Below are 20275 nucleotides of genomic sequence, written 5' to 3'. Positions count from 1 at the left end.
CCCCATCATCGCGGGGTCCTGCCCTTCACACCTGAGCGCCGGAGCGAGCGCAGACTGAGGCGTGCGCGCAGACGCCCCCAGAACGTGCTCTCCTCGGCGATGCCGCCCACGATCTCGTCGACCTCACGCCAGAACGCCTCGACGTCTTCGGGCGAGGGATCGCCGGGGCCGTACACGTCGGCATCCGCCCGACGCGCAAGCGTGCTCACGCGGTCAGCGGCGAACGCCGCCCCCACGACCTCGGCGCTCTCGGCACGGGTCGCGCCCGGAGGCACCGGCACACGGTAGTCGGTCGCGCGGTCGACGAGTTCGTCCCAGCCCCCGGAGATCCGGTCGGCGGTGCGTTCGGCGCTCCGACGCTTGGTGCGACGCGACGCCTTGATCGCCCCGATCACGATGAGCGGCGACAGCAGCAGGGCGATCACGGCGAGCGAGATGCCGGTATAGAGGAGGACCGGTCCGAGCCAGTCGGGACCGGGCTCGTCCTCTTCTTCCTGGTCACGCTCCTCCGCGAGTGCGGGCGGCAGCTCGGCCGGCTCCTGCGCGGGCGGCGGCGGCTGCAGCACCTGCGGCTTCGGATTGGCGCGCGGCTTCGTGTTCTGCTCGCTCGGCTCGTTGTCCTCGTCCGGCGTCGGATCGAACGGCACCCAGCCGTGACCGGTGAAGGCGATCTCCACCCACGCGTGCAGATTGTCGCCGGTCGCGGCGAACGTGCCGTCGGCGCTGCGCTCCTCCTCGTCGGGATACCACCCCATGACGACGCGAGCCGGCATCCCGAGCTGCGTCGCCATCAGGGCCATGACGACGGCGTACTGCTCGTCGTCGCCGACCATCTGTTCGCCGCCGACGAGCTGCGAGATGCGCGCGGCGCCGTGCCCGGAGGGCGAGTACACGTCGTCTGCGAGACCGTGGCTGAAGTACCCCTCGGTCTGCAGGTACGCCTCGAGGGCGCGTGCCCGCTCGATCGGCGTCTCCGCCTCCTCCGTCGCATCGGAGGCCAGTTCACTGAGGGACTGCGGGATGCCGCTCTGCTTCGGCATCTTCAGCGGCGCGAACGGCACATCGGCGAGAGCCTCGTCCTCGGGGATCTGCGGGATGACGGTGTCGATCGTGTACGCATCCCCGGCGCGGACCCCGGCCGTCGTCACGGCGGTGCCGGTCGCGTCGTTGAAGTGCGCACCCCTTCGGAGATCGGTTGCCCGATCCCCATAGAAGGTGAACTCCTTCGCCGAGCCGACAGAGGGGAGCCAGACGCCGTCGAGATCGTCGATCTCGACCCAGACCGTCGTGCGGTCGCCCTCTGCGGCGGGGGACATGTTGGAGCGGATGGAGGTGAAGGCGCTGGACGAGCCGGCCCCGTCGGCGGCGACGTTGAACACGACCCCGTTGTACGCATCCATCGTGGCCAACCGGACACGGCCCTCTTCGGGGAGGCCGGACACCGAGAACAGCGTCTCGGTCTCGAAGTCGCGCACCAGGCCCCGCCAGGACTGCAGCGGGCTCGGGTAGTCGCGGACATCGAACGGCGGGATGACGAAGTCGCGCAGGATGTAGCGCTGCACCGGCGGCTGAGCGGTCGCCGCGGCGGCGACCCCGACGCCCGAGGCGAGCGCGAGCACAAGACCGCCGGAGATGAGCCGACGCGTGCGCGCCGCCCGCGAGGCGGAGGCGGCGGGTCCGTCGGCGACCACGGCGATGCGGTCAGGGTTCCACCGGGCGCGGAGTGCGAGCCACACCACCGCGACCGTCGCGAACACGATGCCCTGGAGGATCGGCGCCGTCGGCTCCGACGAGCCGAGCAGGATCTGGAGGGCGAGCGAGAGGACGAGCGGCAGCAGCGCCCACGCGGCATGCTTCGCGCGGAGTGCCGCCGTTCCCGCGAGGACGGATGCCACGAGGTTCACGAGGAACGGAACGATGAGGTGACCGTCACTCGATGCCACCGGGGGCACCGTGGTGAGCAGGTCCTTCCAGGACGTCACCACCCCGAACGCCAGCTGACGCCACGTCTCCAGGGTCGGGATGAATCCCCACAGCGTGGTGTGCGGCAGCGCGAACGCCCCACCGAACACGAAGTACGCACCGAGGGTTGCGCCGGTGACCGTCAGCACACGCCATCGCCAGCGGGCGCCGGCCCACGCGATCGCGAGCCCCAGGGCGAGTCCGGCGATCGCGGCGACGATGTATCGGCCGCCTTCGAAGGTCGACGCGAACCCGATGATCCCGACGGTGGTGAGGGCGGTGATCGCGACGCCGTCGAGGATCAACCGGCGCACTCGCGCGTCGAGGCGCGGCATCCGGATCTGCGTTCGCGTCGACTCGCTCACGAGAGCACCTTCCGGATCGCGCTCGGAAGGTGATCGATCGCACCGAGGGTCACCACGTCCGCATCGCCGACGCGGCGCAGGGTGGGGCTGTCGATCCGGCCATCGGCGATGATCGCGAGGGCGCGGACACCGTAGGGCACGCGCGAGCAGGCGAGCCGGAGGTCGGCTGCGTCGACGGTCGAACCGCAGATGAGCACCGCGACCGCGGCATCCGGAGCGTGTGCGGCGAGGACCCCCGCAAGGGCGACGATCCCGCCGTCCCGCGGCTTGCTGGTCTGCAGAGCCGACAGCGAATCGAGGTACCGGCGGCCGGTCTCGGCACGCATGCGTCCGGTCGAGGTGCGGACGTCGAGCGTGCGCGAGTCGCGGAGCGCCCGCAGGCCGATCGAGCCGGCCACCGAGACGGCGGTCTCGAACTCGTCGGGGTCGCGGTACTCGCCCGGGTGGGTCGAGAGGGCGACGACGAAGTGGGAGCGACGGGTCTGCTCGTACTCGCGCACCATGAGGTCGCCGACGCGAGCGGTCGACTTCCAGTGCACGTGACGGAGGTCGTCGCCCGGCTGGTACTCGCGCAGCGCGTGGAACGACACATCGTCGCGCGCGAGATGCTGGTCGGGGAGACCCTCGAGGTCGCGCATCTGGCCGAGCGAGAGACCATCGAGCGGAGTCGTCTTCGGGTGGACGAACAGGTCCATGGCCTGACGGCGGTCGTGGGTGCGCTCGAACAGGCCGAGGGGGTCGCCCCGGAGGACGCTCACCGGTCCCACGGCGAGCACACCGCGGGCCGTGGTCGGGATGGCGAACAGCTCCTCGTGCGTCTCACCGGCGTGCAGCCGTGGCACCTGGAAGAGGCCGCGCCCCGAACCCACCGGGAGGACGACCTCGGCGGGCAGGAGCGAGCGCGACGTGCGGTTGGCGAGGGTCAGCGCGCCGACCGCGCGCTCCCCTACGACGACCCGGGTGCGGGTGAGATCGAGGTCGACGTCATAGGACGTCCGACCGAAGAGGAAGGCGACGCACAGCAGGGCGATCGCGGTGGTCACGGCAGCGGCGACGAGCGCCTCCTGCCAACCGAGGGTGAAGGTCACGATCCAGAGCACGACGATGAGGGCGAGCACGACCCAGCCGAGCGGCCGGATGACCCCGGCGACCAGCCGGACCCACGACCACGCAGTGCCCGCCCACTCCGCGCCGGTCTCTTTCAGCCGCTCGGCTCGGGTGGCCTCACGCGGGGCGAGCTGGGCGGTCGTCTCGGCCGTGGCATCCGTCTCTTCGGGCGCGCCGGAGTCCCGAGGCACCTCAGGCGTCTCGGGGAGCGTCTCCGGCGACATGGTCATCAGGCGCTGGCCCGGGCCAGGGGCGCCTCGACCTCGGCGAGGGCGCGTTCGATCACCGACTCGGCTGTCGTGCCGGAGAACTCGGCCTCGGGGTCGAGCACGAGACGGTGGGTCCACACCGGCGCCGCGAGCGCCTTCACGTCGTCGGGGATCACGTAGTGACGACCCTGCGACGCGGCGACGACGCGGGCGACCCGCATCATCGAGATGGCCCCGCGGACCGAGACGCCGAGCTTCGTCGACGACGACTCGCGCGTCGACTCGACCAGCTGCGCCGCGTACCGCGCCACGGCCGGGTCGACGTGGACGGATGCCGCGAGGTCGGCCATCTCTGCGACGGCCTTCGTCGTGATGACCGGCTGCAGGCGCGCCGAGGGGTTGCGCTCGACGGCACCGGCGAGGATCCGCTCCGCGACGGCGAGCGAGGGGTACCCGATCGAGGTCTTGATCATGAAGCGGTCGAGCTGCGCTTCGGGCAGCTTGTAGGTACCGGCCTGCTCGATCGGGTTCTGCGTCGCGATGACGAGGAACGGGCGACCGACCTCGTGCGGTGTGCCGTCGACGGTGACCCGGGACTCCTCCATGACCTCCAGGAGCGCGGACTGCGTCTTCGGCGAGGCGCGGTTGATCTCGTCCGCGAGCACGATCGAGGCGAACACGGGTCCCTTGTGGAACTCGAACCGGTGGTTGGCCTGGTCGTAGATCGTGACGCCCGTCACATCCGAGGGCAGCAGGTCGGGCGTGAACTGAATGCGCGTCGACGATCCCTGCACGCTGGCGGCGAGGGCCTTCGCGAGGCTCGTCTTCCCGGTGCCGGGCGCATCCTCGAGAAGGACATGCCCTTCGGCGAGCATCGCGGCCAGCACGAGGCCGACGACCTCGCGCTTTCCCATCAAGGCCTGATCGACGTTGTCGACCAGACGCGTGAAGGTGTCGCGGAACCAGGCGGCCTGTTCGGGGGTCATGCTCATTCGTTCAGTCCTTGCTCTCGGAGGTCATGGCGATCACCAGATGCTTCTCTCGTAGGCCTTGCCGTTCAGCACGACCCAGACCTGCTTGCCGGGGTAGCCCCAGAAGCACTGCAGCTGCACCGAGCCGTTGGCGGGGAAGTACACCGGGCCCTCCCAGCTGTTGAACTGGGAGCCGTCGCCCATGCACTTGTAGGTGTAGTTGCCGGCGTTGAAGTCGGACGTCGTCACCTTGAAGTAGGCGCAGGCGGCGCCGCTGCAGCCGTTCTGCCCGCTCGCGCTGGCACCGCGGCTGACCCGCGCCCGCGGCTCGGGCGGAGGCGGCGGCGGCGGCGCGTCGACCGTTGTCGCGCTGTCTTGGGCTGTCGTCGTCTGACCGGCGGCGGTCGTGCGAACGTGGAGCGTGCGCGTCGTGCTGTACGGCAGCGTGTAGCGCTCGGTGCCGCTCGCCTCGACCTTTCGCCATCCACGCCCGTCGCCGGTGCGGATCTCCGTGGTGATGTCGCGGCCGTTGCGTGGCGGGGACGACCAGGTCATCGTGATCGTCCGCTCGTCCCTCGTCGCCTTCGCCGTGGGTTTGCCGATCGGTCCGTACGGCTGCACCTGGTTGGATGCCGCCGACGCCGCGCCCTCGTACGTGGTGCCGTCCGCCGTCGCGACGGCGCGCACCCGGATCGTGTAGGCGCCGTTGTTGTTCACCGTGCCGTTGCCGACGACGCCGGTGTTCGACGAACCGCCCGACACCCAGTCAGCGCGCCAGGCACCGTTGTTGACGCTGTACTGGTATCGGATCTCACCCGGGTTGGCACCGTTGGCGGCTCCCGGGCTCCAGTTCACCGTCACCTGGTTGTCGCCCTCGGTGGCGCTGACACCGGTCGGGGCCCCTGGCGGGGTGAAGGCGCGGCGCGGCGCGGACGGCGAGCTGGGCTGCCCCCAGCCGGCCTTGTTGTTCGCGCGGACCGTGTAGGTGTAGTCGGTCTGCGAGGTGTCGACGACGACGGCCTGGCTGGTCTGACCGCCCGGGACGGTGATCGTGTTGACGACGCTGCCGCCCCGGATGACCTTGAGCTCATAGCTCGCGATCGGATCGCCGTTCTCGGCAGGACGGTTCCAGCTGACCTGCATCTGCGCCTGATTGCCGACGGGCTGGAGGCGGGCCACGGTGGGCGCGCCGGGAGCCGCCGGTGGCGCCGCGGGGATCATCCCCGTCGACCAGCCTGAGAAGTCCGATGGCTCCGGCGCACGGTTGTGGGCGCGAACGCGCACCTGGTATTCGGTGCCGTTCTGCAGCCCGTCCCAGGTCATCGAGTTGCCCGCCACGCCTGTCCGCTGCGCGACGCCGTTCGGCGGCGCGGGCGAGATCTCCAGGGTGTAGGTCTCGACCGGCGAGCCCTCGGTGCGCGGCGTGACCCACGCGATCTCGAGCTTGCGGTCACCGAACTGCAGGGTCGGCGGCGCCGGCTGATCGGGACGCTGATCCGGGCGGGCCGTCTCCGACGGCACCGACGGGTCGGACTCGCCGACGCTGTTGGTGGCGGTCACGACGAAGTTGTACTCGACGTTGTTCGTCAGCCCGTCGAGCGTGCAGGTGGTCGACGCGCACTCACGGGTGTAGCCGCCCGCCGTCGAGGTGACGGTGTACGACGTGATCGTGCGCCCGTTGTCGACCGGTGGCGTCCAGCTCAGGACGACGGTGCGGCTCTCGACCGCGGTGACCGTGGGCTTGCCCGGAGCCTCCGGGCGGCCCTGGACGGTGATGCGGATGCGACCCTCCACCGCACGGTCGTCGTCTTCCGTGACGTCGAGGACGCGGTACCGGACCACGAGGTTTCCGACGAAGTCCGCTGCGGGGGTGACCTCGACCTGATCGCCGACGACCACGGGCTGGCCGACGCCGCTCTCGACGATCGCGGAGATGACCTTCAGCGGCTCACCCGGGAACGGCGAGCGGTCGTTCCCGAGCACGTCCACGGTGAGCTTCTCGCCCTGGTCGGCCTGATCGATCACATCGTCGTTGACGATCGCGAGCTCACGAGTGGATGCCGTGACCGTGACGTCGATGGAGGCATCGACGGGGTCGGTCTCGCCATCGGTCACCTGAACCGTCAGCGAGAAGCGCGTCCCCTTGGGGACATCGGGGTTCGCCGCGACACTGAGCCGACCGTCCGCCACATCCGCCGTGATGCCGTCTGGGGCGTTCGATACGAGTGAGAAGCTCAGCCGGTCGTCGGGGTCGGGGTCGCTGGCGAGGTCCGTGAGGCCGAGGACGCTGGCGTCCTCGCCCGGCGCGACGCTCATTTGAGCGCCCGTCATCTCGGGCTGCTGGTTGTCCGGCGGCAGCACGGTGATCGGGATCGTCAGGGTCGCCTTCCGACCGGCGGGGTCGTCCGGGCCCGAGCCGTCGGTGACCTCGAGGGTGATGCCGTCCGAACCGAAGTATCGGTCCGCGGAGGTGTAGACGAGGGTGCGCTGATCCTTGACGAGGTCGGCACCGTTGCTGTGCGAGGCGACGACCTTCGCCGCCTCGGTGATCACGACCTCCCGGCCGCCGGAGGCCTGAATGTGGTCGGCGAGCGAGATCTCCTCCGGCACACCGCTCTCGACCTCGACGGGCGAGGTCGAGATGAGCGTGGGGACGATGTCGTCGAGGGCCGGCACGTGGATGAACGCCGCCGCGACCTGGTCGTCCTGATCCCGGACCGCATAGGTGATGAGCTGGCGCTCCTCCCCCACGGTCACCGACACAGTGCCGTTGGCGAGCACGCGCGCGTTCTCGGCGCCCTCGCCGAGGGTGACCTCGAGGGCCGTCCGGGTTCCGTCGAGGTCGTCGTCGTTCGCGAGCACGTCGACGGTCACGGTGCCGTCTTCGGCGATGTCCTCCGACCGCGCACGATCGTCGCGTGCGATCGGTCGCATGAGCGGGACATCGGGATCGACGGTGATCTGCACCGCGGTGGTGGACTCGAGGCCGCGTGCGTCGGCGATCGTGTAGGCGACGCTCGTCTGCATCTCCTCGTCCGGCGCGGTGATCAGCAGCTGCTGCCCCGAGATCTCCGCCTCCAACCCGTCGACGTCGATCTCCTCGATCGCGTCCTCCGCGAAGCCGAAGGCATCGCCGTCAGGATCGGAGTCGTTCTGCAGGACGTCGACGGCGACCTGGCGCCCGGGGCGCATCGAGATCGTGTCGCGCACGGCGTAGGGCGCCTGGTTCGTCGCTTCCGCCGGAGCGATGCCCACTTCGATGCGAGCCGTCGCCTCCTTGCCGAGGTTGTCGCGCACGCGATAGGTGAACCTGTCCGTGCCCGTCGAGTCGGCGAACGCCTCGTACGTCATCGAATCGACATCGACGCTGGTCACGCGCCCCTTCTGAGGAGCGGATGCCAGACCGACGAGCTCCACCGAGTCGCCGTCCGCGTCGATTCCGTGCAGGTCGATCGGGACGGTCACCTTGCCACCGCTGAGGCCGCGCACGGTGACATCGCGCGGCCGAGGGGCCGCGTTGGCGTCGTCGTTTCGGGGGAGGATCCGGATCGTCACGTACGCGGCATCCCGCTGGCCGGTCGAATCCTCGACCTCGTACGTGGCGTTGACGGTCTTCGCCTCGCTGCCCGCACGGAACCGGAGGGTGTTCTCGGAGACGAACAGGTCGCCGTCGGCCTCATCGACCAGCGGGGGCACCAGCTCGGGCGCGATCGAGATCTCATCGCCGTTGGGGTGGTAGTCGTTGCCCATCACGTCGATGGTGACGATGTCCCCCACCCGGACGACCGCTTCGTCCTCGACAGCGATCGGCGGGCGCAGTTTGGAGGGGGCCGGCACCGGGATCACGATGATCTCGCCGGTCGCGGATTGCGACCCGTTGGAGATCGTGTAGGTCAGCCGCACCTGCTGGTCGAGGGATCCGTGGTCGGTGACCCGGATCGTCTCGTGGCCGAGCACCGCCGCGGCCACACCGCTCCCGGGTTCTGCCGTGACCGACTGGACGACGAGGATGCCGCCCGACGGGTCGGTGTCGTTGCCGAGGACGTTGACGAGGGCGTCGCCGCCGGCGGGGAGGAGTGCGACGTCGCGCACGGCGATCGGGGGGAGGGTGTCGTCGGCCTCGGGGAGCACGTCGATCCGGACGATTCCCGGAGCGGAGTTCGCGCCTGCCGAGGCGATGTAGGTGGCGTAGTAGGTGCCGACGGTCCCGGACTCGAAGGTGAACGACTTGTCGGAGTAGTCACGGGTCAGACGCCCGCCCTCCACGTCGTCCACGCGGGTGAGGCGGAGCTGCTCACTCCCGGTGCTGGTGTCGTTGGTCAGCGGGTAGACCGCAACGGGACGGTCGGCGCGCGTGACGACGTGATCGGCATTCGTGACCGGGAGCGTCGTGCCCAGCGGGCGGATGTCGTAGCGGGCGATGCCGTCGGCGGGCTCCGTGCCGTCGGACACGATGATCGGCACGTCCTTGCGACCGTGCAGGCCACCGATCGCGCGGTAGGTGATCTGACCGTCCGAGGTGAACTCCGCCTCGTCGCCCCCGTCGGGAGCCACGGCGGACAGGAAGATGTCGTCGCCGTCGGGGTCGTACCAGTCCGTGAGGACGTTGTAGGAGACGACGCCACCGGTCTCGACCGTGATCGCCGTGGTGCGGCGCTGCACGGGAGCGGAGTTCTGGTCGAGCGGCACAACGGTCAAGTCGACCCGCGCCTTGTCGCTCCCGCCGCGACCGTCGTCGATCGAGTAGGTGAAGGCGGTGGTGCCGGTGGCACCCTCATCGAGACGGATCTGCAGGGCGGTGCCGTTGTAGATCGGGGTGATCTCACCGAAGGACGGGGCCCCCTCGACCTTCGCGACGAGCACGTCGCCGTCGGCGTCGAGGTCGTTCTCGAGGATCGGCAGCACCGTGGTGCGACCCGGGCGCACGCCGTAGCGGTCGTTCTTCGCGATCGGGTCGGTGTTGTCCTCGGTGCGTTCGGGGAGGGTCGACTGGATCGTCTCCTCGGTCGTCTCCTCCTCTTCTTCGCCTTCGCCCTCGGGCGGAGTGAGGTCTTCCCAGTTGTCGACCTGCTGCAGCGCGTCACTGGCGAGCCACGCAGCGCCGCCGAACACGTCGTTGAGGACGACGACGTCCCGGTTCACGCGGAAGCGGAGATCGCTGCTGGCGTCGACGCCCTCGATGGTCTTCTTCTCATCGGCGGCATCGCCCGCGCAGTCGCGGATGTACGACCCGGAGCCCGACCACGCGGCGTAGGCGCACCCGGCGACATAGACCGGCTGCGACGGGGTGCCGGGCGCGGAGGCATCGACCGTCACCGGCTCTCCTCCCTCGAGCGGGATCCGCACGAGGGAGGTCTCGGTGGCGAGGGTGACGGCGTCCGTCGCGTTGGAGGGCTGCTGCAGCACGGCGCCGGCCGGGACCTCTGCGCGGAGACCGTCGCTCGAGTAGAGCGTGTTCGTGTCGTGATTGACCAGGACGCTGATGTTTCCGACCGCCGAGATCGAGAGGCGGTGATTCTCCTCGATGCCTTCGAGCTCGAGTTCGGCCGTCTGCACGACGGAGCCGTCGGAGCCCTGACCGTAGGCGGTCAGCATGCCCTTCTCCGGCGAGAAGGCGTACGCGGTGCCGGAGGTGCTCACCGTCGCGACGGCACCGGGTCCGAGTTCGGCGACCGGGTCGCCCGCGGTCTCGGCGATGGCGGCGATGGAGGTGAAGGGCGCCACCCGCAGCATGCCGTCTTGATCGACGGTCGCGACGGTGGGGCCGCCGAGGGAGACCTTCGCGCCGGGGGCGAGGTCGGCGCTGTCGGAGAGCGCGACTCGGGCGGGATCGATCGCCGTGACGGTGGCCTCGGTCGTGTCGGTGACGAGCACGCGGCTGCCGGCCTGCTGGATGTCGTACTCGGCTGACAGCGTGCGCAGGCCGCCGTCGAGGAGCCGGGACTCGTTGTTGAAGTGGCCGACGAGCAGACTCGTTTGCTTGGTGAGCCAGACACCGCCGTCATTCAGGTCGAGTTCGGTCGTCGGTTCACCCTCATAGGTGATGGCGAGGATGCCGACGGCGACGGCTGCCGCGGTGACGGCACCGACGGATGCGAGCGTGCGCGGACGCGCACGAAGCCACGCGAAGGACTTCATTAGGGCTCGGCCTCCCCCGGGCAAACGATCATGCGCGGCGTCGGGCCCCGATCGCTGAATCGGGCGCTCGCAGGTGTACTGGTCGCAGAAAGCCTAGGCGAGAGTGCGGATCGGTTCGAGTTCGTAGCGTGGGGAGAACTCCCCATATATTCTGTTGGGCTTCGACGTCGACGGGGTCGACCCTCAGCTTCCGACGTAGCGGGCGAGATGCTCCCCCGTCAGCGTCGACCGATCCGCCACGAGATCTCGCGGTGTCCCCTCGAAGACGATGCGACCGCCATCGCGACCCGCCCCGGGGCCGAGATCGATGATCCAATCGGCGTGCGCCATGACCGCCTGGTGGTGCTCGATGACGATGACCGAGTTCCCGGCATCCACGAGGCGATCGAGCAGCGCGAGGAGCGTGTCGACGTCGGCGAGGTGGAGGCCCGTGGTCGGCTCGTCGAGGACGTACACCGCGCCCTTCTTCGCCATCGCGATGGCGAGCTTCAGCCGCTGCCGCTCACCACCGGAGAGCGTGTTGAGGGCCTGACCGAGCGTGATGTAGCCGAGTCCCACATCGATCATCCGCGCGAGCGTGGTCTTGGCGGCGCCGGTCGTGAACCCGTGCGCCTCGTCGGCCGACATCGCGAGGACCTCCGCGATGTTCTTCCCGTCGAGGCGGTACTCGAGCACGTGGTCGCCGAAGCCCGACCCCTCGCACACCTCGCACCGGGTCTCCACGCTCTGCGTGAAGCCCAGGTTGGTGATGATCACCCCGAGCCCCTTGCACGCCGGGCAGGCGCCCTCGGAGTTGGCGCTGAACAGTGACGCCTTCACACCGTTGGCCTTCGCGAAGGCGGTGCGGATCGCATCGAGGACGCCGGTGTACGTCGCCGGGCTCGATCGTCGCGAACCCTTGATGGGGGTCTGGTCGACGACCACCACGTCGTCGAAGCGCGGCACGTTGCCGTGGATGAGCGAGGACTTCCCCGAACCGGCGACGCCGGTCACGACGGCGAGCACGCCGAGGGGGATGTCGACGTCGACTCCGACGAGGTTGTGCTGGGAAGCGCCCCGGATCTCCAGCGCCCCGGTGCGCTCACGGGTCTTCTCCTTGAGCTTCACCCGGTGGTCCAAATGCCGGCCGGTGAGCGTGTCCGCCGCGCGGAGGCCGGCGAGATCGCCTTCGTAGACGATCGAGCCGCCGCGGGATCCGGCGCCGGGGCCCAAGTCAACGATGTGGTCTGCGATCTCGATGACCTCGGGTTTGTGCTCGACGACGAGCACGGTGTTGCCCTTGTCACGCAGGAGCTGGAGCAGGTCGTTCATCCGCTGGATGTCGTGCGGGTGGAGACCGGCGGTCGGCTCGTCGAAGACGTACGTCACGTCGGTGAGCGCGGATCCGAGGTGGCGGATCATCTTGGTGCGCTGGGCTTCGCCTCCCGACAGCGTCCCGGAAGCTCGGTCGAGTGAAAGGTAGCCGAGACCGATGTCGATGAAGGAGCCGATGGTCTTCCTCAGCCCACTCAGGAGCGGGCCGACGGCGGCGCCGTCGACGGTGTCGAGCCAGACCGCGAGATCGGTGATCTGCATCGCGGCCGCGTCGGCGATGCTCACTCCGCCGATCTTCGAGGAGCGGGCGCCGTCGTTGAGGCGGGTACCCTCGCAGGCGGGGCAGGGCAGGAACCGGACCGCGCGATCGACGAAGGCGCGGATGTGCGGCTGCAGCGAGTCACGGTCCTTCTGCAGGAATGACTTCGTGATCTTCGGGATGAGACCCTCGTAGGTCATGTTCATGCCCTGGATTTTGAGCTTGGTGGGCTCTTTGTACAGGAAGTCGTGGCGCTCCTGCTCGGTGTACTCCGCAATGGGCTTGTCGGGATCGAGCAGTCCCGACTCGGTGAACACCCGCACCATCCAGCCGTCGACGGTGTAGCCCGGCACGGTAATGGCCCCGCCGGAGAGGGATGCCGACGCGTCGAACAGCTCGTCGAGGTCGACGTCGCTCACCTCACCCAGACCTTCGCACTGCGGGCACATGCCACCGGTGATCTCGAACGAACGGTGCTCGCGGACGCTCGCACCGTCTGCGGTCTCACGAGTCATCGCGCCGGAGCCGGACACCGAGGGGACGTTGAAGCTGAATGCCTGGGGAGATCCGACGTGGGGAACGCCCAGCCTGCTGAAGAGCACCCGCAGCATGGCGTGCACGTCGGTGGCGGTGCCGACTGTGGATCGCGCGTTGGCGCCCATGCGCTCCTGGTCGACGATGATCGCCGGGCTCACGTTCTCGAGGGCGTCAACCTCGGGCCGTGACAGCTGCGCCATGAACTGCTGCACGAAGGTCGGGTAGGTCTCGTTGATGAGACGCTGCGACTCGTTCGCGATCGTCCCGAAGACGAGGGACGACTTGCCCGACCCGCTCACGCCGGTGAAGACGGTGAGACGCCGCTTGGGGATCTCCACATCGACGCCGGTGAGGTTGTTCTCCCGTGCACCGACCACACGGATGACGTCATGGGAGTCGGCGGTGTGCTGGGGAGCGCTCATCCGTCCAGTCTGCCCGTCAGGCGGCGCGGTGGCATCCTTCGACGTGATCGTCGACCATGCCCGCGGACTGCATGAGTGCGTACATCGTCGTCGGGCCGACGAAGCGGAAACCGCGTCGGCGCAGCTCGCGCGACATCGCCTCCGATTCCGGAGTGGTCGCAGGCACATCGGCGAGGGATGCCGGGCGGGGTCCGGCCGGCGGCGCGAACGACCACATCAGGGAGTCGAGCTCGCCCGCCGGCATGTCGAGGACCAGGTGGGCGTTGCCGATCGTGGCGAGGATCTTCGCGCGGTTGCGGATGATCCCGGAATCCGTCATCAGGCGATCGACCTCGGCCGCGTCGAACCGAGCGATCTGCGCGGGATCGAACCCTGCGAACGCCTCGCGGAATCGCGGGCGCTTGCGGAGGATCGTGATCCAGGAGAGCCCGGCTTGGAAGCTTTCCAGGCTCATCTTCTCGAAGAGCGCTCGGTCGCCGTGCAGCGGCCGCCCCCACTCCTCGTCGTGATAGCGGCGGTACTCGGGGTCGTCGCCGACCCACGCGCAACGAGGGAGGCCGTCGGGCCCGACACGGATGCTCACCGCGTCAGGTTACCGACGGCCTCCGTCACGGGGCGGTCACGCCTTCTTCGACGCGCGCTCCGACTTCTTCTTCAGCGACTTCTCCGACACCGGCGCCACGCCTCGTGCCGCGAGATCGGCGTAGTGAGCGCGAGCCTCGTCCTGCCGCTTCTGCTCCGCGCCGGAGGCGATGGGCGCACGCACGTGCTCCGGAGCGAACCCGAAGGCGTCAACGAGATCCTGCGCGTGCGGACGGAGCCGCGCGCACAGGCGATCGATGTACTTCGAGACCGCAGCGGCACGCTGCGTCGACAGGCGGCCGTTGATGAGGTGCCACGCAAGGTGCTTCTCGATCAGCGTGAGGCCGAACAGATCGCGCAGCCACGTGAGCACCTGACGGGTGCCCTCGTCCGCCGTGTTCTTGACCGCGTCGGAGAAGGCCTCCCACTGCAGCAGTTCGCCGTGGGCGCGGGCGGCTTCGATCAGCTCGGACTGGTGCGTGTTGAACAGGGCCGCGGCTTCGGCGCCCGACAGCTTGGATGCCGGGCGGAGGGCACCGGCGACGTCGGAGACCATCTGCTCGACCCGGCCCGCGAGCAGCTCGTGCTGCTGCTCGGCGCGCAGACCCAGCTCGACCGATCGCGCCGTGGACCCGAAGTCGGCGACCGTCTGGCCGAGGCTCCGGAGTCCGGCGCCGTGGAAGACCTTGCCCGCCGTCTGACTGACCGCGAACTTCGCCAGGGTCGCGGCATCCGCGCCCTTGAACTGCTTCGCGAAATCACCGAGGAGGCGCTTGCCGACCAGCTGCAGCAGGACGTTGTTGTCGCCCTCGAAGGTGACGTAGATGTCGAGGTCGGCCCGGAGCCCCACCAGACGGTTCTCCGCCATGAAACCGGAGCCGCCGCACGCTTCGCGGGCTTCCTGCAGGGTGTCGAGCGCCGCCCACGTGCTGAGCGGCTTGAGCGCCGCGGCGAGCGTCTCGAGATCCTCGCGCTCCTGTGGGGTGTCGGAGGTGCCGCCGAAGACACCGTCGAACTTCACGAGCAGCTCGTCGTGGGCGAAGTACTGCGCGTAGTTCTGCGCGAGGCGCGGCAGCAGGCGGCGCTGGTGCTTGCCGTAGTCGAGGAGGACGACCTCGTCGGTGCCCGCCCCGGAGTCGAACTGACGACGCTGGTTCGCATACGTCAGCGAGATGTAGAGCCCGAGCGAGGCGGCGACCGTCGCGGCGCCGTCGAGCGAGACGCGGCCCTGCACGAGCGCGCCGAGCATCGTGAAGAAGCGGCGGCCGGTGCTTTCGATCGGGCTGGAGTACGTGCCGTCGGCGGCGACGTCGCCATAGCGGTTGAGCAGGTTGGTGCGCGGGACGCGGACGTGGTCGAACGCGAGACGACCGTTGTCGATGCCGTTGAGGCCGCCCTTGACGCCGTCGTCCTCGCTCTGGACGCCCGGCAGCAGCTCGCCCTCGGGCGTGCGGATGGGCACGAAGAAGCAGTGCACGCCGTGGTTCACGCCCTTCGTGATCAGCTGCGCGAAGACCGTCGCCGCCTGACCATGCACGGCGGCGTTGCCGAGGTAGTCCTTCCACGCCGCGCGGAACGGCGTGTTGATGACGAACTCCTCGGTTTCAGGGTCGTAGGTCGCGGTGGTACCGATCGCGGCGACATCGGAGCCGTGGCCGATCTCGGTCATCGCGAAGGCGCCGGGAAGTGCCGCGGAAGCGATGTCCTCGAGCCACAGGTCGTGGTGGTGCTTGGTGCCCAGCTGCTGCACGGCGGAGCCGAACAGGCCCCACTGCACACCCGACTTGATCTGCATGCTCGGGTCGGCGAGGACCAGCTCCTGGAAGCCGGCGAGGTTGGCGCCGTTGTCGTTGAGGCCGCCGTACTCGCGTGGGAGAGCGCGCCTGGAGACGCCGTGCTCGGCGAGGAGACGCACCTGGCCCATCACGCGCTCGCGGTGTTCGGCGACGGTCTGCCCGTCGATCCGCCAGAACGCGGGGTCCTTGATCATCTCGCGCGCCGTCAGGCGCGTCTCACCCCACGTGCCGCGGAGCATCACGCCGACGGCGTCGATGTCGATGCGGGGCTCGCCGGCTTCGGCCGCGCTGTGCGCGGCCGTGGGAGCGCCGCCGGCGGGGGTGCGCTGGTTGTTGGCGGGCGTGCTGGGGCGGACGACGGTGTCGGTCATCACTGGCCTTTCCGGGAAGCGGCGGGACAGGGAAGTTCGCCTCCAACGGTAGGAGTCCTCCAACAGAGCACCAACCCGGTTGTGCGGGAGGGACAAGTCGCCCCGGCGACGCCGCCCCGACTGGTTGTGCACGGCCTACACCGGATGCCGGTGTCGCAGGTTCGCGGCATCCTGAGCAGGCGAGGACGGAGCGAGGATGACGGTCACGATCGAGCCATGGGGCGACGGGGACCTGCCCCTGCTGGAACGGATGAACACGCCCGAGATGACGGCCCACCTCGGCGGCCCCGAGTCGGCCGAGGATCTCGAACGCCGCCAGGCGCGCTACCTCCGCGTGGCAGACACCGGCGGGCGCATGTTCCGCATCGAGGTCGACGGCGAGCCCGCCGGGGGCATCGGTTACTGGGAGTCCGACGAGGACGGCATCCCCGTGTACGAGGCCGGATGGAGCGTCGTCCCAGAGCATCAGCGAGTCGGCGTCGCGGGCGCAGCGCTCCGACTGCTCATCGCCGCGGTACGACGAGACGGACGACGCGCGCTGCTCACGGCGTACCCGGGAGTCGACAACGCGGCATCCAACGCCCTGTGCGCGCGAGCGGGCTTCGAGGTGCGCGGCGAGGGCCGCGAACCGTGGCGCGGCGGCGAGCTGCACTTCCGCATCTGGGCGCTCGATCTCTCTCCACTCGACCTCACCGGGCGGGTGGCGACCGTGGACGAACGCTTCGATTCCGACACGCTCTCCCCCGATCGGTGGTGGCCGTTCTATACGCCGCACTGGTCGTCGCGCGAGCGCACGGCCGCCCGGTACGAGGTCGGCGACGGCCTCCTCCTCCGCATCGACGAGGACACGCCACCGTGGGCGCCCGAATGGGACGGCGACGTGCGCGTCTCCCATCTGCAGACCGGTCAGGTCTCGGGCGACGTCGGCACCACCGAGGGCCAGCACCGGTTCCGCGACGGGCTCGTCGTGCGCGAAGCCCAGCCCGAGCGCCGGCTCTGGCTGCCGCACTTCGGCGTCATCGAGGTGCGGATGTCGGCGGTGCGGCATCCCGACGCCATGGTCGCCTTCTGGCCGATCGGCGTCGAGGACGCACCGGAGGAGTCCGGCGAGATCTGCATCGCGGAGGTCTTCGGCTCGGAGATCGACGACGGCGGTGGCTGGGTCGGTGTCGGCGTGAAACCCCAGAACGATCCACGACTCCGCGATGCGTTCGAGAGAGGCTGGTCGTTCGAGAAGGTGTGGGTCGACGGCGACCTCACCCAGCCGCACGACTACGCGGTCGAGTGGACGCCCGAACGGTTGCGCTTCTTCGTCGACGGGCGCTGGGTGAAGACCGCGGCAGCGGCGATCGACTACCCGGTGCAGCTGATGCTCGACCTGTACGAGCTCCCCGACCCGTCGTCGCCCCGCGACACCGATGCACTCCCGCACGTGATGCGCGTCGAACGCGTGCGCACCTTCGGCTGACGGCGCCGCTCAGCCGCGGCCGGATCGCATCCGATCCATCGACGCTTGGATGGCGACGGCCGCGGCGCCTCGAGCCCAGGCGCGGAAGCCCGAGTCGTCGACGTGGATGTCGAGCGGCTGCGCCTGCGGGTCGCGGCCCGCGGCGATCGCGGCCCGCACGCGATCCTGCACGACGCCGAACAGCGCGATGCCCTCGCCCGCCAACACGATCGACGACTGCAGGCTGAGGTTCGCGGCAAGGGCGATCAGGGTGCCGAGCGCGTTGCCGGCGGCACCGACGATCGTGCGGACGGCGGGATCCTCAGACCTCATGGCGATGGCGCCGCTCCTGATCGTCTACATCTTCTCCCAGCGCTGGGTGATCTCCGGCGTCATGCGGGGGTCGATCAAGTAGGGGCCTCGGCGCCGGTCGGGCGCCGCGGTCGGGGCGGGTGTCGCGAGTTCGCGGCATCCGCCCACTCTTGGGCTTGGTGCGGGTTCAGGTGGCAGCTCCTGTCGCTTCGGGCGCGAGGAAGCGGCGTGTCCTGCCACCTGAAGCGGGCCGTCGCAGCGCTGCGCGTGCCCATCTGCGCTCAGGTGGCAGCTCCTGTCGGTTCGGGCGCAGGGAAGCGGCGTGTCCTGCCACCTGAAGCGGGAGTGCGTCAGGCCCCGGCGATGACGGCGACGACGGCCTCGCCGTAGGCCTCGCGCTTCTTGGCGCCGATGCCGGTGATGCCGTCGAGGTCTCCCACCGACCGCGGGCGGTGCTCGGCGAGGGCCCGCAGGGTCGCGTCGCCGAAGACGATGTACGCCGGCACTCCCTGCTCCCGGGCCTGCTCGGCGCGCCACGCGCGCAACGCCTCGAACAGGTCGCGGTCGCCCTCGGGCACGGCATCCGAGCTCGACTGACGCTTCGCGCGGGACGAGCCACCGCCCGTGCGGCCGAGCACGTCACGCCGCAACGGCACCGGCTCGTCCCCGCGCAGCACGGCGGCGCCGCTCTCACCGACAGCGAGCACGCCGTACTCGCCCTGCGCGACGAGGATGCCGCGCGCGAGGAGCTGCCGCACGACCGAACGCCAATCCTGGTCGGACAGGTCACTGCCGATGCCGTACGTGGAGAGTCTGTCGTGGCCCTGCTGACGGATCCGCTCGGTCGACGCGCCGCGGAGGATGTCGATCAGGTGCCCCGCGCCGAACGCCTGGTTCCGCTCGCGCTGCAGCCGGACGATCGTCGACAGCAGCTTCTGCGCGGCGACCAGACCATCCCACGTGTCGGGCTGCGTGAGGCACGTGTCGCAGTTGCCGCACGCGTCGGAGGACTGGCCGAAATAGCCCAACAGGTTCTGTCGACGGCACGACACCGTCTCGCAGAGGGCGAGCATCGCGTCGAGATGCTGACCCATCCGCATCTTGTACGTCCGGTCGCCCGGCGACTGGTCGATCAGGCGTCGCTGCTGCACCACGTCGCCCAGACCGTACGCCATCCACGCCGTCGCGGGCTCACCATCACGGCCCGCGCGACCGGTCTCCTGGTAGTACCCCTCGACCGACTTCGGCAGGTCGATGTGGGCGACGAAACGCACGTCGGGCTTGTCGATGCCCATGCCGAACGCGATCGTCGCGACCATGACGACGCCGTCCTCACGGAGGAATCGGGACTGATGGCGCGAGCGGACGCCGGCGTCGAGACCGGCGTGATACGGCAACGCATCGATCCCCTGCGTCCGCAGGTACTCGGCGGTCTGCTCGACCGACTTGCGGCTGAGCGCGTAGACGATGCCGGCGGCGCCGTCGGGCTGGGTGCGGATGAACTGCACCAGCTGGCGTCGCACGTCGACCTTCGGCTCGATGCGGTACTGGATGTTCGGCCGGTCGAAGCTCGCGACGAAGTGCCGCGCGTCGGGCAGGTGCAGCCGCTCGGTGAGCTCGGTGTGGGTGGCCCGGGTCGCGGTGGCGGTGAGCGCCATGCGCGGGACGCCGGGGAACCGCTCGGCGAGGTCGCCGAGCGCGAGGTAGTCGGGTCGGAAGTCATGGCCCCACTGCGACACGCAGTGGGCCTCGTCGATCGCGATGACGCTGAGCTGCGCGCGCTGGAGCAGCGCGGTCGTGGCCGGCACCGAAAGCCGCTCGGGGGCGACGTAGATGAGGTCGAGCTCGCCGTCGAGGAGAGCCTGCTCGACTCCGGCCCGCTCGGCGGGGCTCTGGGTTGAGTTGAGGAAGGCGGCGCGCACGCCGTTGGCGATCAGCGCGTCGACCTGATCGTGCATGAGGGCGATCAGCGGCGAGATGACCAGCCCCGTGCCGGGCCGGACGAGCGCCGGAACCTGGTAGGTGATCGACTTGCCGCCACCGGTCGGCATCAGGACGACGGCGTCGCCACCGGCGATCACGTGCGAGACGATGTCGGCCTGGTCGCCGCGGAACGCGTCGTACCCGAACACGTCCGAGAGCACCGCGACCGGGTCATCTCCGACGTGGTCGCGTCGCTCCAGCCGCAGGACGGATGCCGGTGCCGCTGCCACCCGCGGAGGAGCGGTGCGGGCCGCGGCGCCTCGAGGGGCACCCGCGCCCTGGAACGGGTCTCGGCCGGGTGCCGGCGACGCGGCATCCGGTGCCGAACGCGTCGCGCGCGCGACGGCGGCACCGTAATCGTCGTACCGCGGATCGGGCGGGGGCGGAGCGTCGAAGTCGTCGGGCGGGACGAGATCGTCGGGATCCCACGAGAGATCGGCGTAGGGGTCACCGTTCCAGCCGCCGTCACTCACCCGATCCACGATAGCCGCGGCCGCCGA

General features: G+C 69.8%; 10 protein-coding genes. 1 reads left to right on the top strand and 9 read right to left on the bottom strand.

The features are described 5' to 3' along the window. Positions 1–5 precede the first annotated feature (5 nt). The 7 genes from ACHFGS_RS04130 to ACHFGS_RS04100 all read right to left on the bottom strand — a co-directional run bounded on the left by ACHFGS_RS04130 (position 6) and on the right by ACHFGS_RS04100 (position 16033). Positions 6–2327, bottom strand: a complete 2322-nt coding sequence (locus ACHFGS_RS04130; RefSeq protein WP_394278102.1) for a DUF4129 domain-containing transglutaminase family protein — start codon at positions 2325–2327, stop codon at positions 6–8. Further along, positions 2324–3664: a DUF58 domain-containing protein gene (locus ACHFGS_RS04125; RefSeq protein ID WP_394289170.1), complete on the bottom strand. Its 1341-nt coding sequence runs from the start codon at positions 3662–3664 to the stop codon at positions 2324–2326. The genes ACHFGS_RS04130 and ACHFGS_RS04125 overlap by 4 nt, the downstream gene beginning before the upstream one ends. After that, the gene (locus ACHFGS_RS04120) at positions 3664–4635 is read right to left on the bottom strand and encodes an AAA family ATPase (RefSeq protein WP_394278100.1); all 972 of its coding nucleotides are present in this window, start codon (positions 4633–4635) and stop codon (positions 3664–3666) included. Before ACHFGS_RS04120 ends, ACHFGS_RS04125 begins: the two co-directional genes overlap by 1 nt. Before the next feature lie 33 nt (positions 4636–4668). Further along, positions 4669–10752 carry an Ig-like domain-containing protein gene (locus ACHFGS_RS04115; RefSeq protein ID WP_394289169.1) on the bottom strand — a complete coding sequence of 2028 codons (6084 nt, stop codon included), beginning with the start codon at positions 10750–10752 and terminating at the stop codon, positions 4669–4671. A 183-nt stretch (positions 10753–10935) separates the two neighbouring features. Next, positions 10936–13284, bottom strand: coding sequence for an ATP-binding cassette domain-containing protein (locus ACHFGS_RS04110; RefSeq protein WP_394289168.1), 2349 nt, complete (start codon positions 13282–13284; stop codon positions 10936–10938). Positions 13285–13300: 16 nt separating this feature from the next. After that, entirely contained in the window at positions 13301–13867 is a 567-nt protein-coding gene (locus ACHFGS_RS04105; RefSeq protein WP_394278354.1) for a DNA-3-methyladenine glycosylase I, read from the bottom strand. 36 nt (positions 13868–13903) lie between these two features. Next, positions 13904–16033, bottom strand: a complete 2130-nt coding sequence (locus tag ACHFGS_RS04100; RefSeq protein ID WP_394289167.1) for an acyl-CoA dehydrogenase — start codon at positions 16031–16033, stop codon at positions 13904–13906. Between the two features lie 196 nt (positions 16034–16229). Here ACHFGS_RS04100 and ACHFGS_RS04095 point away from each other — a divergent pair, with 196 nt between their 5' ends. Then, complete coding sequence (locus ACHFGS_RS04095) at positions 16230–17501, top strand: GNAT family N-acetyltransferase (RefSeq protein ID WP_394289166.1); 1272 nt, start codon at positions 16230–16232, stop codon at positions 17499–17501. 9 nt (positions 17502–17510) lie between these two features. Here the strand turns inward: ACHFGS_RS04095 and ACHFGS_RS04090 are convergent, their stop codons facing one another. Continuing rightward, the gene (locus tag ACHFGS_RS04090; protein WP_394289165.1) at positions 17511–17813 is read right to left on the bottom strand and encodes a hypothetical protein; all 303 of its coding nucleotides are present in this window, start codon (positions 17811–17813) and stop codon (positions 17511–17513) included. 329 nt (positions 17814–18142) lie between these two features. After that, positions 18143–20248, bottom strand: a complete 2106-nt coding sequence (gene recQ, locus ACHFGS_RS04085) for a DNA helicase RecQ (RefSeq protein ID WP_394278264.1) — start codon at positions 20246–20248, stop codon at positions 18143–18145. Between the last annotated feature and the right edge of the window lie 27 nt (positions 20249–20275).

Origin of the sequence: Microbacterium sp., assembly GCF_043427715.1 — a bacterium.
GTDB lineage: Bacteria > Actinomycetota > Actinomycetes > Actinomycetales > Microbacteriaceae > Microbacterium.
Note: the sequence above shows the minus strand (reverse complement) of the source record. Positions and strands in the feature narration are given on the sequence as shown.